This is a genomic window from Mycobacterium sp. MMS18-G62 (assembly GCF_053877835.1).
In genome coordinates, this window is sequence record NZ_CM132662.1 from 292,375 (window position 1) to 306,567 (window position 14,193).

The following is a 14,193-nucleotide window of genomic DNA, read 5'->3' on the forward strand; positions in this document are numbered from 1 at the left end:
AGGCTCTGCCCCATGCTCCCGCCTACACGCGGCGACGGCGTCGTCGTCGTCACCGGTGCGTCCTCCGGAATCGGCGAGGAGATCGCCCGCGAATTCGCTTGCCGTGGTTATAGATTGGTTCTGGTTGCGCGCCGGGCCGATCGCCTGCAGGTCCTGGCCGAAGAACTCAACGGGATGGCACACGTCCTGCCCGTCGATCTCTCGAACCGCGACGAGCGCGCGAGCCTGCCCGACCAGGTGGCCGCTCTCGGCGTCATAACCGAAGTCTTGATCAACAATGCGGGGCTCTCCACGCTGGGTCCGGTCGCCGATTCGGATCCGGAGGCCGAACTCAACCTGATCGAGGTCGACGTCGCCGCAGTGGTCGACCTCTGCAGCAGATTCGTGCCCGCGATGGTCGAGCGCGGACGGGGAGCGGTGCTCAACGTCGCATCGGTCGGCGCGTTCGGCCCCGTGCCTGGCCAGGCGTCGTACGGCGCGGCCAAGGCGTTCGTCCTGTCCTACACCCAGGCGATGCGAGAAGAGCTGCGCGGCACGGGCGTCACCGCCGCCACGCTCTGCCCCGGTCCGGTACGAACCGGGTTTGGTGAGGCCGCCGGCATTCCCGATGAAGAAGCCGAGAAGTCGCTGCCGAAGTTCCTGTGGAAGGAAGCCGACGCGGTGGCCAAGGCGGCTGTGGACGGGTTGGCGTCGGGCAAGGCCGTGATCATTCCCGGCGCGCCCAACCGGATCGCGTCGATGTTCTATCAGCACGGGCCGCGGCGGTTGCTGCTGCCGCTGATCGCCCGCAATCATCCCGGCTTGAAGAAGCCCTAGCCCGCCTGCCCGATGAAGTCGACGATGTGCCGTGCGACGACGTCAGGCTGATCGAGCTGCAAGAAGTGACCGGCCTTGTCCACGATCGCCAACTCACTGCCGTCCGGCAGGATCTTCTCCACCCAGTGGACGTAATCCGGTGTCGCACAGCCGTCGTCGGTGCCGTGCAGATACAACGTCGGCAGCCTCGGCGCCTCGAGCCAATACTTGTGCAGTTCGGCGTATTGCGCGGGCGGACGGGTGTTCCGCACCGTCGCGCGGTAGTAGCCGAGTGCGGCGCGCCACCGCTCCGGTGTGCCGATGGCGGCATCGACGTGGCGAAGATCTTCGTCGGCGCGATAGTTGGGCGACCATTGCCGCCACAGCCGGGGCACCACCCACGACGCTGAACGCTCAGGAAGCCAGGGCAATTGGAAATACATGATGTACCAACTGCGCATCAGCTGACGCGGTAGCAGTGCGGCGAGCCGGCCCGGGTGTTCAACCTTGCCCAGCGGCTGGAACGCGGCGGACGGTGGAACCGACATGATCACGGCTTTGGTGAAGGGGCTGTCGGGCATTGCGGCCAGTCCCGTGCCGGCGATGGCGCCCCAGTCGTGCCCGATGATCACGTCGCGTCCCGTCGGGCCCGCCGCCTCCAGCACCCGCAACGCGTCGTCCATCAGCGCACCGACGTGGTAACTGCGGTCGGTCGGTAACGACGACGGCACGTAGCCGCGCATGAACGGCGCGACGACCCGCCATCCCGCGGCTGCCAACAGTGGCGCTACCTTGCGCCATCCGTAGGCGGTGTCGGGAAAACCATGTAGACACACGGCAATTGGCGCGTCCGACGGACCCCACGTCAATGCCCGTAGTTGCACAGCGGGCGTCGAAACGTCGAGCCACTGTGGTTCGGTCACGCTATACCGGATCGAATTTCGAGATGAGCCAGCGGCCGTCGATCTTGTCCAGCGTCACGCGCACACTGGATGCGGTGTCCGACGGCGCGCCCTGGCCGACGACCACGGTCTGATTGACGAACACCAGAACCACGGCGTGATTGGGCTTGGCCGACACCGACGCCGCAGCCGGAACCGTTGCCACAGCGGAGATCTGCTTCTGCTTAGCGCCTGGAATCACGACGTCGTTGGTCAGCGACGTGTAGGAATCGCGGAACTCGCCGGTGAGCAGACTGCGGGCGGCCTGAAGCTGCTGCTCGACGGTGTCGGGCTTGTACGACAACATCGCGATCGTGTTGTCCTTAGCGGCCTGCACCGACTCGATGCTGGCGACGTCGCTGTCGCGCACCGAATTGTCCACCCACTTGAGGTATCCAGCGCCCAGCGCCAGGATCAACGCCAGCGCGGGCAACACCCCGTAGGCGACCACTCGCCCCCAATTGATGCGCCGCTTAGGCTTTTCCGGCTCAGCGCTGTCCGACGACTCGTCGACGACGTCCGTCGACTCCTCGGTTTTTTCCGTTGATTCCTCGGCGGCCTTTTCTTCGTCGACCTGTTCGGCGTCCGTATCGGCCGGCACTGTGGTTTCTTCCTTCGCGGTCTCGTCTTGGCTGTGCTTGTTCACGGTACGAACTCCACGTTTGACACCTTGGCCTCGTCTCCCACCTTCTGCACGGAGATGCGCATTCGCCAGGCACGCGGCGCTTGGTCGGGCGCACCGGCATTCGAGGTCTTGACGGTCACGGCGACCAGAACCTGAGCCCCGTCGCCGGATTCGGACTCCAGCCCGGCTTCGGCGATGGTGCCGACCGACTTCGACTGGGCCTGCTTGACCACCGTGACGAAGGGTTGCGACCGCTTCTGGAAGTCGTCATAGAAGGTTCCCGTTGCCGAGTCGAGGATGCGCTGCACATCGGCGTCGGCGTGCTCCCAGTCGATCGTGGTGAGGTTCAGCGCGCCCTGCCGGCCGACCTGTAGGAACAGCTTGCGTTGCGCATCGGCCTTGTGCGACTCGTAAGTGCGGAACCCCAGCCAGCCAGTCAGACCGGCGAGCGCCACCACGAGAGCCAACCCGATGATGGTCGCCAACCGCACATGCGACATCGGCGGCTTGGCAGGCTTCGGTTCCTCGTCCGCCTCGTCGGCGTCCTCGGCGTCGCCGGCGTCCTCGGCGCTGTCGACCGTATCGGCCTCGGTGGTTTCGCCTACGCCCGATTCGGGTTCGTCTGCGCTGGACTTCTCCTCGACTGCCGTCGATTCGGCATCCGAAGTCGACTTGCTCAATTCCCCTTCGGGGGCAGCAGCATCGTCTGCCATGTTTGCTCCTCTGTGGCGCGGGGGGCCAGGTTGGACTGTGTATACACACGCCCGTCCGGTCCAACGTACGTGCCTGTGGCGGGGTCGTATTCAGCGGCCGCTACTGGCGGCGGCGCCGGGCCCGGCGGCGGAGCTGCTTGTGCTGGTGGCGTCCCAGGTGGGAGCTGCGGGACGGCCTGGCCCGACAGCGTCGCGTTCGGGTCGCCCTTCCAGTTGTAGCCGTCGTTGAGCGGCACGTAATACTGGTTGCTTTCGCACATCTGCCACGTGGGCGCGCGTTTGCCCGGAACCGTCACGCAGGGGATGTTGCGGGCACCGCGGACGTTGAACGGCGCATCCTGCGGGACGCGGCAATACACATCGCCCGGTGGCCTGTCCGGGTAGTCCTCGAAGGTGGGCACCCGCTGCTGCTGGGCGGGAAGGAAACCCGTCGTGCACGGCGGCGGCAGCTGCTGCGGCGGCAGCGGTATCGGCGCAGGAAACGCAGGGATCATCAGGTTCAGGTTGAAGGTCAACGCATCGCCCATGTAGTCCTGCTTCGTGTTCCGCTTGTGCACGCCGACGGCCTGCGTGACGGCGGTGCCTTGCGGCAGCAGCACCAGCAGCTGTTCGAGGCTTGGCTGATATGTCACGGCCACTTCCCCGACGCTGACAAGGTTGGCCAGCACGATGGGCAGGGTGGGCCGCACCCGGTCGATCAATGCACGCACCTCATCGGCAGCCCCTGGGCCGCTGTCCAAGATCCCGGCCACGGCCGAGTCCTGGCTCTGCAGCTGTGTTGTGATGCTGGCCAAGTTCGATGCCCAGGCCTGGATCGACGGCGCGGTTTCTGTCTGCGAGTCCAGCACCGGCTTGGACTGGTCGATCAACGTCGTCAGCGGATCCAGGTTCTTACGCGCATCAATGGCCAGGTTGGTGCTGCCGTTGACCAACCTGCGTAACTCGGGACCCAGTCCGCCGACCGCCACATACGCCTCGTCGACGACGGTCTTCAGGTTGCCTTGCGGAATCGCCTGCAGACCGCGGGTCGTGTCGGTCAGAACCTTGTTGATATCCGTCGGGACGGTGGTGCGGTCCTCGGGGATCACGTCGCCGTTCGTCAGCATCGGACCTTTGCCGCTGCGCGGGTTCAGCTGGACGAATTGCTCGCCCACGGAGGACACGCTGTGTACTTCGGCTTCGACGTCGGCGGGGATCTTGATATTCGAGTCGAGTGAAAGGACCGCTTGCACACCGGAATTCGTCAGGTGCACGCTTTCCACCGTGCCAACCTGCGCGCCGCGATAGGTCACGTTGCCCCGCGGGTACAGGCCGCCGGTCTCGGGCAGCTCCACGGTCACGCGGTACTGCCCGATGCCGAGCATGTCCTGCACCCGCATGTAGCCGAATAACATGACAGCCAGGGCGGTCGTCGCAAGCAGGGCGAAAATCGCCATCTGGATGAGGATGCGTCGCGTCAAAATCATGTCAGGGCCCCTGATCGAAGCGGTACGGAGCGATCAGCGGGTTGCCGGCGGTACCGGGGCCGCCGGCCAGGCAGGGGCTCGGGAACTGGCCGATGGTGCGACCCCATTGCAGCTCCAGCCAGGTCAAGTCGCATTCCCACCGCGAACCCGTGAAGATTCCTTGGTCAATCCGGCTCAACGTCAGGTCAAGAATCAACGTCAGGTTGGCGTAGTCGCCGCGCATCCAGTTGGTCAGCGTCTCCTTGGGGAACGGGAATGTGGGAAGGAAGCTCAGCGCACGGGTCAGCGCCGGGCCGGCGTCGGCCAGTGATTGCAGCACTGGGCCAAGATCTTTGAGCTCCTTGACGAGCGCTTCCTTGGTCTGGTTGACAGAGTCGGCGGCCAGCGCGCTGAACTTGCCGAGCTGCGCGAGTGCTTCAGAGAGGTTGTTGCGCTGATCCTTGAGTACCACGAGTGCGTCGGGGATGGTCTTTAATGCCTTGTCTACCACGGGTTTCTGCGCCGCGAGCTGGCCGACCAGGTTGTTCAGGCTCTCTGTGGCAGCGATGATGTCGTCTTTTTGGTCGTTCAGGTAGCCGATGGCCTTGTCGAGCTGCTCGATCAGGCTGCGCAGGTCGTCCTCGCGCCCGGTGAAGGCGATGCTCAACGCGTCGGTGATGTCTTGAATGTTGCCGATGCCTCCGCCGTTGAGCAGCAACGCAATCGCGGACAACGTCTGCTCGGTGCTCGGGTACGCGCCCGACGACGCCAGCGGGATCAGCGAGCCGTCGTGCAGCTTGCCCTGCGGTGGCGCATCTTTCGGCGGCGCAAGTTCGATGTGCAGTGAACCCAGTAGGCTGGTCTGGCCGAGTGTGGCTGTGGCGTTGGCGGGCAATTGGACGTCGCCGTTGAGCTCCATCGTCACCAGCGCATGCCAGCCCTGACGTTCGATCCGTTTGACGGTGCCGACGTTCACGTCGCCGACGCGGACGCGTGAGTTCGGTTCGATGTTGTCCACGTCGGGCATTTGCGCCTGGATGGTGAACGCGCCAGGGCCGACGCCCTGCACGCCAGGCAGCGGAACTGAGTTCAGCCCTCGCCAGTTGCTGCAGCCCACCAACGCGAGGGCTAGCACCAGCATTCCCGCCGCGAACCGAATCCACTTGGCCCGCATCATGATCCGGCTCCCGGCGGCACCATCATCCCGGTCAAGCCGTCGGCGGGATTGGTCGCAACAGGTGCTTCTGCGGCGAGCGGCGGACCCGGCGGTGGCGGCGACGCGGCATCGGGCGGCGGCGCTGCACCCGGCGGCGGCTGCGGCGGAATGTAATCCGGACGCATCCAGTCCTCGCTGTAGGTCAACTCGTTTGGCCGCGTCGTGGCGCCGACGAATATGTTCTGCGCGACGGGCAAGAAGTTGTACTGCCGGTTCTTGATGATCGGCGCGAGGTATTGCACGCACAGCTTCGCCGACTGCTCGGCGCCCAACCGGGACGCCGCCTGAATAGCGCCGCACAGGAAGGAAATCGGATTGGCGAAGTTGTTGATCATCGGCACGCTGCTCACCGCGCCCTGGGCGGGTTGCCAGATGTTCACGTAGTTCTGCAATGTGTTGGGCGCCACGTGCAGGAACTGCTTGACGTCGGCAAGGCTGTCGTTCAACGCCTGGGTCACCCCTGCCAACTTGTCCGACGTGGTGCCCAAGGTTTCGCGATTGTCGGCGACGAATTGCTGCACCTGTGGCACGACGGCGTTGAGATCCCTTACCGCATCTGAGACTTCGTTGGGATTGTTGGCGAGCAGCCCGGTCACCGAGGCCAGGTTCTGATTGAGCTGGCGCATCAGGTTGGTGCTGTCCTGAAGGGCCGACACCAGGGTCGCAAGGTTCTTGACGGTCGAGAAGATATCGGTGCTGTGGTCGCCCAGCGCCGAAAACGCCTGCGACAGCTTGATAACGGTGTCACGGATGTTGGCGCCCTGGCCGCGCAGGTTGTCGGCGGTGGTGTTGATCAGCGAACCGAGCGGAGCCACGCCGCCCGGCTCGGTCGGCTGCAGGGTGTTGGCCAGCTTCTCCAATTGCGCTCGAACCTGATCCCATTCGACCGGAACAGCAGTGCGCTCCCGGGGGATCGTTGAGTTGTCCTTCAGCACCGGCCCGGTCGTGTAGACCGGGGTGAGTTGAATGGCTCGCGCGGTGACCAGCGTCGGCGACAGAATCGCGGCCTTCGCGTCGGCGGGCACCTTGTACTTGCTGTCGTAATAGAACGAGATCTTCACCCGCTCCGGCTGCGGTTGGATCTCGGTGATCTTGCCGACGTTCACACCGAGGATGCGGACGTCGTCGCCGACATAGATGCCGTTGCTGTTCTCGAAGTACGCGACGACGTTCGTGCGGTTGATGGTGTCGCTGGTCCGCAACAGCGCGACCACGCCGGCGACAAGCAGCACGACGAGGGCGACGGCGACCCAGCTCCTTCGAATGCGGTTCATCGTCCGGCCTCCCCAGGTGCGGGCACCATGACGGGGCTCGGCGTCGGCTGCGGCGTCGAATCCAATCCCGGCGGCGGCAGCGCGGGCGGTCCCGGCGGCGGACCGCCGGGCGGCGGCGCAGGCAGCGGCTCGCGGTACGGGTAGCAGCCGGTAGGTCCAGGCAGCGGCAAGCCTGGCGGACCGCAACCCTGATCACCCGGATTGCCGGTGATCGCGTCGGGCAGCGTCAGATGCGGTTCGCCTCCTTGCCCCGTCCGCGGGTAGGGCACCGGCAGTGCCGGTGTCCCCGGCTGGCCGACCTGCGGGTCGCTACGTTGCGACGGCAGCAGCGTGTTGGGATCCAGGCCGAGGTCGGAGAACGCGGCGTCGATGAACGGTTGAACGAACTGTCCCGGAAGCAGATTCGCGACATACGTCTTGAAGAAGGGCCCGGATGCCACCGATTCGCCCAGCGACATCGAGTATTCGGACAGAAGATGAAGCGACTTCTGCAGCCGTTCCTTACGGTTGTCCAACATCGTCAGCACGCCGTTGAGCTTGTCGAGCGCGGGCCTCATCGTCGCACGGTTCTCACCGATGAAACCCTGGAGCTGCTGCGACAGCGCCGAGATGTTCCCGGAGATCTGATCCAGTGCGGCGCTTTGACTTTCGAGCTCGGCCAACAATGCGTTGGTATTGCCAATCAGGCTGACCACCTGGTTACTGCGCTCGGCCAGTACCGTCGTCGCTTTATCGGCGTTGGTGAGCAAGCCGCGCAGCTGGGCGTCGCGCTCATTGAGCGTTTGCGAGAACCGAGACACACCTTCGACCGCGATCTTCAACTCCGGCGGGGTGTCGGCGAATGTCGTTGACAACACCCTTAACGAATCCGACAACTGGTTAGTGTTGAGACCGCTGATGGTCGTAGCGAGTTCGCCGAGCGCATCTGGCAGCTGGTACGGCGACGTGGTGCGATCGAGGGGAATCGTGCCGTCCTGTCGCCCCTCACCGCGTGAGGTGACCTCGAGGATCTTCGTGCCGAGCAGACCCTTGGTCTTGATCGCCGCTTCGGTGCGGTCGCCCAGCCGGATGTTCTTGTCGACAGTGAACTTGACCAGCACGCGCGTCCCGTCGAGCTCGATGGACTGGACCTTGCCGACCTCGAAACCCGAGACCTGAACGCCGGCATCGCCCATCAGCCCACCCGCGTCGGCGAAGTAGGCCGAATACTCCTTGCCCTGGTTGAGGAAGGGCAACTTGTCGTAGTTGACCGCCGCCAAGATGATGGCGATTGTGACGCCGAGCCCGATGGCGCCGATGACAAACAAATTGCGATCACTGAAGGGCTTCATCGTGGCGCGCACCTCCCGGTGCTCTGGCCAGCGACCTTGACGTACACCGGCTGGCCCCCCTTGCCATTGAGCTTCAGCACGACGTCGCACAGGTAGAAGCTGAAGAAGTCGCCGTAAATGCCTTGCCGCGCAAGCGCTTGATATGCGTCCGGCAGGGTGTTGAGGAAGTTGTCGAAATAGTCGTGGTCGGCCACCACGATCGCCGAGGCGCGGTCCGTCTCGTGGATGGTCTTGGCGAAGGGTGGGCGGGCCTGTGCCAACAGGTCGGTAATGCTCGCTGCGGCGGCGTTGGTGTAGGCCACGCCGTTGGTGATATCCTCCTTGCGCGACGCGAGGCCCTTCACCAGTTCGGAGAGCGCGTCCACGGCCTTCGCGAATTGGTCGCTTTGGTCACCGAGCGATCCGAGCACGGTGTTGAGGTTCACGATGACCTGACCGATCAACTGATCGCGGTCGGCCAGCGTGGTGGTCAGCGCCGCGGTCTGCGACAGGAACGAGTTGATCGTTCCGCCCTGGCCCTGCAGAGCGGCAATCAGCTGGCCGGACAGCGCATTCACCTGATCCGGGTCCAGCGCGCGAAACAGCGGCCGGAACCCGCCGATCAATGCATCGAGGTCCAGCGCGGGAGACGTACGGGCCAACGGGATCGTGTCGCCGGGGTTGAGCTTCTTGGTGCTGCCGGCGCCTTCCTCCAGGGCCAGATACCGGCCGCCGATGAGGTCGTCGTAGCGGATGACGGCACGGCTGCCTTCGGTCAGCACCACCGAATCGTTAGCGGTGAACTCGACCATCGCCGTCGTATCGGGTTGGATGGCAACCTTTTTGACCTGGCCGACCTCGACGCCGGCGATGCGGACGAAGTCGTCGTTTTGCAGCCCGGTCACGTTGGTGAACGCGGCCCGGTAGGTGTGTGTCTTCTCGCCGAAGCGCAGCTGGCCGAAGACCGCATACAGCGCGAACACGCCGAGTAGGCACACAGTCAGAAAGACAGCAAGGCGCACTGCGGTGCCTCGCAGGTTCTCTTTCATGACTGGTTACCTTTCATGGTGCAGGGACGGGACGGTCAGGGCGACGGGGTGACGTATTCCGGAAGAGGAACGGGCGGCAGCGGTGTCGGTTGCATCTGGGCGGGCGCCTGCACTTTGAACGGTTCCGAACCTGGTGTTGCGCCCGGATCCCGTGGCGCCATTGGCGGTGGCGCAGGCGGAAGCCCTGGCCACAGTGGGGTGCCGTCCGGCGCATACAGATCGGCACCGTAGGCCGGGGCACCCGGATAGGGGATCGGCCCCGGCGCAGGCCCGCCGAAGAGGTTACGAATGCTCGGCGGTTCGGGCACCGCGCGGGTGACCGGCAGGTAGTTGGCCCATGCCGGGAAGCCGATGCCGGGGTTCGGCCGCCAGTCGATGCCCGTGCCGAATCCAGTGTTGGTGACGAGGTTTCGCACCGGCCAGTTCTTGGCGACATCCGGCAGTGAGCCGCACCCCGGTTTGCCGCCCGGTCCGCCCTTGGCGCCGATGATCGGCAGGTTGTCCGGATAGTGGTATGGGTCGTCCCCGAGCGCCAGGGAGGTGTCGAGCACGAGTGTTCGGCCGTTGCCGCCAGCCGATTGGTAACCCCCGGTATCCAGGATGGTTTTCGCGCCCATGAGCAGGCAGGTGTATTCGGGGTTGTACTTGTACAGCAGGTCCGTCGTCGGCTCGAGCACATTGATGGCCTTGATCAAGTTGGCCTGATTCGGCGCCAGCAGGCTGATACCGCTGTTGGAAAGCCCAATGGTGGCCAGCAGCAAGGCATCCAGCTGCTTGGTGTGGCTCGTGATCGTCGCGCTAGTGGTGCTGGCAGCGTTGAGAACGGTCAGGATGTCTTGCGCCGCAGCGCTGTACGCGTCGTTGAAGCCCTTGAGCGCCTGCCAGTCGGCGCGGATCGTCTCGTTACGTGGATTGAGTTGCAGCAGAACCTGATTGGCATCAGTGGTGGCCTGGCCGATGCGCTCGCCTTGGCCGCGAACGCCCTCGGCCAGCGCAGACAGGGTGCTGTTGAGCTTGGCGGTGTCAATCTGCTTGAGCACCTCAACCACGTTCTGGAACACCGTGTTTACTTCGGTACTGACGTTGCGGGACTTCAGCACCTGGCCCGCCTCCAGCCGTTGCGCGCTGGGGTCCTCGGGATAGACGAGATCGACGAACTTGGCGCCGAATACGGTGGTGGCCCGGATCTGTGCCTCGATGTTCGCGGGGATGTACTTGATCTGGCTGGGATCGATCTCCAGGTTCAGCACGACGGGCTCTTTACCGCCGGTGATCTTTGCGACCCGCCCCACTTGGACGCCGCGCAGCTTGACCTTCGCGTTCGTCTCCATCACCAGACCGGCCCGGTCCGACGTGAGCGTCACCGGAACCGTCGACTTCAACGTGCCGGCGAACAGCGCGTAGGTCAACCAGATCAAAATGGCAAAGACCAGCACCAGGATCAGCGTGTGCCACGCCGGATGCAGACCGCCCTCGTCACTGTCCATGTGCTACCCGGCCAAGTTGAAGTTTCCGGACTGGCCGTACACGGCCAGCGACATCATGACGAGAACAAACGCGGCGAGAATGAGCGAGGTACGTACCGCACGCCCGACCGCCTCCCCCACACCGGCTGGTCCGCCCCGTGCGGTGAATCCGTAATAGGTGTGCACGAGCATGATCACCACGGCAAGCACGACGCATTGAAGGAAGGACCACATCAGATCGACCGGATTGAGGAAGGTTCGGAAGTAGTGGTCGTACACACCCGTCGACTGTCCGTAGAGGACGGTGGTGCCGAACTTCGCCGCCCAAAACGCCGCAATCACACCGACGCAATAGAGCGGGATGACGACGAGCAGACCGGCCACCACGCGCGTAGAAGCAAGGTAGGCCACCGATCGGATGCCCATCACCTCGAGCGCGTCGATCTCCTCGTTGATGCGCATCGCACCGAGTTGCGCGGTCGCACCGGCGCCGATGGTCGCCGACAGCGCGACCGCGGTGGTCGCCGGTGCGATCAGGCGGACGTTGAAGAACGCCGACGCGAATCCCGTCAGCGCCTCCACACCGATTTCGGAGAAGTCGGTGTAGCCCTGAACGGCCACAAGCGCTCCCGTGGTCACAGTCAGGAACCCGACGATCGCGACCGTTCCGCCGATCATGATGAGGGCGCCTGCGCCAAGACCCATCTGGGCAATCAGCCGGATCATCTCGACCCGATAATCGGTGAACGCGTAGTGAATCGAGCGCAGTGTTCGTCCGTAGAACTTCGTCTGGCTGCCGAGCCGGTTCCAGGGCTCGGCCACGCTTCGGAAGCGGCTTTTCAGCCACGGGAACTGGGAATGGGGCCTCGAAACCGTCATGCGGTCGCCTTCACAGCGACGGCTGTCGCGACGATGTTGATCGCGAACAATGCCATGAACGTGAAGACCACGGTTTCGTTGACCGCGTTGCCGACACCGGCGGGACCGCCGCCCACGGAAATGCCCTTATAGCAGGCAATCATTCCGGCGGAAAGCCCGAACAATGCCGCCTTTACCAAGGCGATGGTGACATCCACTGCACCGACTATCAGTGTCAGTCCCGCAGCGAATGCACCCGGTGAAACGTGCTGGACGTACACGCAGAAGATGTAGGCCCCCGCGAGGCCAACCAGGATCACGGTCGCCGCGAGCGCGAGCGATACCAACGTCGCCGCCAGCACCCGCGGAACAACAAGGGCCTGAATCGGATTCACACCCATCACCCGCAGGGCGTCGAGCTCCTCGCGAATGGTGCGCGCGCCCAGGTCGGCGCACATGGCGGTGGCACCGGCGCCGGCGACAACCAAGACGGTCACGATCGGGCCGATCTGCCGCACTGTGCCCAGTGCCGCGCCCGTGCCCGAAAAGTCCGCTGCGCCAAACTCTGTCAGCAGGATGTTGAACGTGAATGTCAGCAACACGGTGTACGGAATCGTCAACATCAACGTCGGCACGATCGACACCCGTGCGACAAACCAAGACTGCGAGAGAAATTCGCGCCACGCGAAGGGAGGCTTGACCATCGCCACGAACGTGTCGAGTGCCATCGCGTAAAAGCCGCCGAAGGCTCGTACCGGCTTGACGACAACGTTGGACGCCACCACTAGCGGGCCCTTCCCCGGCGGCTCCTCGTTCTCATGCCCGCTGTTCCCTCCGACGTGCCTAGCCCGCTGCGCATTCGCTGTGACTCGCGACACACGCGCTGACCGATGAACGGTACACCAACGTTTTCGCAGCGAGCAACACAGGACGAGCCACCGTGACCATCGCCACTAATGCCACCTGGTACACCATGAGCGGGACCGGAATCGCTTCTGCGCCAACGTGAACCAGCGATGAAAAGCCAGGTGTATGGCCGAAATTCGATATTTCGGGCGGCATACAGTTCGATAACGGTTGTCCCACGCCGAGCCCCAGACACATTCCTCCACAGGCCGCACAGCAAACTTTCTAAGGGCCTCTGGCGCCAGCATCTAACACCACTTCGGCGGGAAGAGGGGGCTGTTTCTCGCCATCTTAGGGCCGCTGGTCTCTGACATCGGCAGCCACATCGACGCCGCCACGGATCAGGCGGGCGAACTCAACGGCCAGCAAGCGTTCGAAGCCAACGCACGGGCGTGTCTGGAGGCGATGCGGGCAAACCGCCTGCGAGCTGACGGTTACGCGTCGCGGACCGCGTCTTCGAGTTCGGCGATGACGATCTTGCGCATGCCCAGCATGGCCTTCGTCGCGGCGGCGGCGCGGGCAGGGTCGGGATCGTTGATCAGCTCGAAAAGCCGGTCAGGCACGATCTGCCAGCGCAGCCCGTAGCGGTCCCTGAGCCAGCCGCATTGCGACTGCTCGCCGCCGTCTACCAGCCGGTCCCAGAAGTGGTCGACCTCAGCCTGGTCCTTGCAGCTGACCATGAACGAGACCGAGTCGTTGAACGCGTCGTGCGGTCCACCGTTGATACCCACGAACCGGTGACCGTCCAGCACGAACGTGCCCGAGACGACGTCCCCCGGCTTGCCGGGTCCAGCCTCGCTGTACCGGTTGACCTGCTCGATCGACGAGTTCGGGAAGATCGACGTGTAGAACTGCGCGGCTTCCTCAAGCTTGTTGTCGAACCAAAGAGACGGCGTGATCGACGGCATGCGGGTTTCCTTTCGTCAAGAAGGCCTATCGGGATAGACCGCCCCGCCACCCCGAACTCATCGATAGGCGCCGAGAGCGCGCAGGGCGAAGTCCAGCACGCGAACCTGAGCGCATTCCATTCCCCCGCCGTCCTGCGGCGGCTGACTCATCTCACGGCTGACGACGGCGCTGATGGCGATCGCGTCGCGCTCGGGATCGGCCAGCGGGAAGGAGCCGTCGTCCCGGCCCCGGCGCAAGATTTCGACGAGTGAGCGTTCGCGATCGGCATGGGCACGCTCGCGTGTTTCGCGGTATCCCTTCGCGGCGCGCACCTCGTCGGAGTCGATCACGGTGAGGTGCAGGCGCACCGTGGCGTCGTACACCAGACCGAACATCTGGGCGATCCACGCCTTGAGCTGGTCAATCGGCCCGCCGGGGGCCTCGTGGGCGATTCGATCCAGCCGGCCGGCCAGCGCGTCGCTCTCCTCTCGCAGCATCGCCAGGAACAGTTCGTCCTTGGATTCGAAGTGCCGGTAGAAGGCCCGAGTCGATACCCCGGCACGCTGCAGGATCGCGGCAACAGGGATCGGACCGCTGTGCGGCTCCGACAGGCAGGTGTAAGCAGCCTCGATGATGCATCCTCTGTCGTCGTCATCAGGGATATCGGGCTGCACGAACGGAAATTCTAGGGACGCTGGCGGGCCGCC

General features: G+C 64.4%; 14 protein-coding genes. 1 reads left to right on the forward strand and 13 read right to left on the reverse strand.

The features are described from left to right. Positions 1-12 precede the first annotated feature (12 nt). On the forward strand, positions 13-816 hold the full coding sequence (locus ACWW36_RS01435) for an SDR family NAD(P)-dependent oxidoreductase (protein WP_456139838.1): 804 nt from the start codon (positions 13-15) through the stop codon (positions 814-816). On the opposite strand, the gene ACWW36_RS01440 is transcribed toward ACWW36_RS01435, so the two are convergent. The 13 genes from ACWW36_RS01440 to ACWW36_RS01500 form a co-directional block, all read right to left on the reverse strand. Further along, positions 813-1,718 (reverse strand): alpha/beta fold hydrolase, encoded by a 906-nt coding sequence (locus ACWW36_RS01440; RefSeq protein ID WP_456139839.1) that lies wholly within the window; start codon positions 1,716-1,718, stop codon positions 813-815. The two genes, ACWW36_RS01435 and ACWW36_RS01440, sit on opposite strands and share 4 nt — an antisense overlap. 1 nt (position 1,719) lies before the next feature. Continuing rightward, entirely contained in the window at positions 1,720-2,382 is a 663-nt protein-coding gene (locus tag ACWW36_RS01445; RefSeq protein WP_456139840.1) for a hypothetical protein, read from the reverse strand. After that, positions 2,379-3,074, reverse strand: coding sequence for an Mce protein (locus ACWW36_RS01450; protein ID WP_456139841.1), 696 nt, complete (start codon positions 3,072-3,074; stop codon positions 2,379-2,381). The genes ACWW36_RS01445 and ACWW36_RS01450 overlap by 4 nt, the downstream gene beginning before the upstream one ends. After that, the gene (locus tag ACWW36_RS01455; RefSeq protein ID WP_456139842.1) at positions 3,038-4,540 is read right to left on the reverse strand and encodes an MCE family protein; all 1,503 of its coding nucleotides are present in this window, start codon (positions 4,538-4,540) and stop codon (positions 3,038-3,040) included. Before ACWW36_RS01455 ends, ACWW36_RS01450 begins: the two co-directional genes overlap by 37 nt. A gap of 1 nt (position 4,541) precedes the next feature. Beyond that, a complete protein-coding gene (locus tag ACWW36_RS01460; RefSeq protein WP_456139843.1) occupies positions 4,542-5,696 on the reverse strand; it encodes a virulence factor Mce family protein in 1,155 nt (384 codons plus the stop codon). Beyond that, positions 5,693-7,009, reverse strand: a complete 1,317-nt coding sequence (locus ACWW36_RS01465) for an MCE family protein (protein WP_456139844.1) — start codon at positions 7,007-7,009, stop codon at positions 5,693-5,695. Before ACWW36_RS01465 ends, ACWW36_RS01460 begins: the two co-directional genes overlap by 4 nt. Beyond that, positions 7,006-8,340, reverse strand: coding sequence for an MCE family protein (locus ACWW36_RS01470; protein ID WP_456139845.1), 1,335 nt, complete (start codon positions 8,338-8,340; stop codon positions 7,006-7,008). The genes ACWW36_RS01465 and ACWW36_RS01470 overlap by 4 nt, the downstream gene beginning before the upstream one ends. Further along, complete coding sequence (locus ACWW36_RS01475) at positions 8,337-9,368, reverse strand: virulence factor Mce family protein (RefSeq protein ID WP_456139846.1); 1,032 nt, start codon at positions 9,366-9,368, stop codon at positions 8,337-8,339. The genes ACWW36_RS01470 and ACWW36_RS01475 overlap by 4 nt, the downstream gene beginning before the upstream one ends. Before the next feature lie 35 nt (positions 9,369-9,403). Beyond that, on the reverse strand, positions 9,404-10,855 hold the full coding sequence (locus tag ACWW36_RS01480) for an MCE family protein (protein ID WP_456139847.1): 1,452 nt from the start codon (positions 10,853-10,855) through the stop codon (positions 9,404-9,406). A 3-nt stretch (positions 10,856-10,858) separates the two neighbouring features. After that, complete coding sequence (locus ACWW36_RS01485) at positions 10,859-11,713, reverse strand: ABC transporter permease (protein ID WP_456139848.1); 855 nt, start codon at positions 11,711-11,713, stop codon at positions 10,859-10,861. Further along, complete coding sequence (locus ACWW36_RS01490) at positions 11,710-12,477, reverse strand: MlaE family ABC transporter permease (protein WP_456139849.1); 768 nt, start codon at positions 12,475-12,477, stop codon at positions 11,710-11,712. The genes ACWW36_RS01485 and ACWW36_RS01490 overlap by 4 nt, the downstream gene beginning before the upstream one ends. 555 nt (positions 12,478-13,032) lie before the next feature. Continuing rightward, a complete protein-coding gene (locus ACWW36_RS01495; protein WP_456139850.1) occupies positions 13,033-13,506 on the reverse strand; it encodes a VOC family protein in 474 nt (157 codons plus the stop codon). A gap of 57 nt (positions 13,507-13,563) precedes the next feature. Then, complete coding sequence (locus tag ACWW36_RS01500; RefSeq protein ID WP_456139851.1) at positions 13,564-14,160, reverse strand: TetR/AcrR family transcriptional regulator; 597 nt, start codon at positions 14,158-14,160, stop codon at positions 13,564-13,566. Positions 14,161-14,193 lie beyond the last annotated feature (33 nt).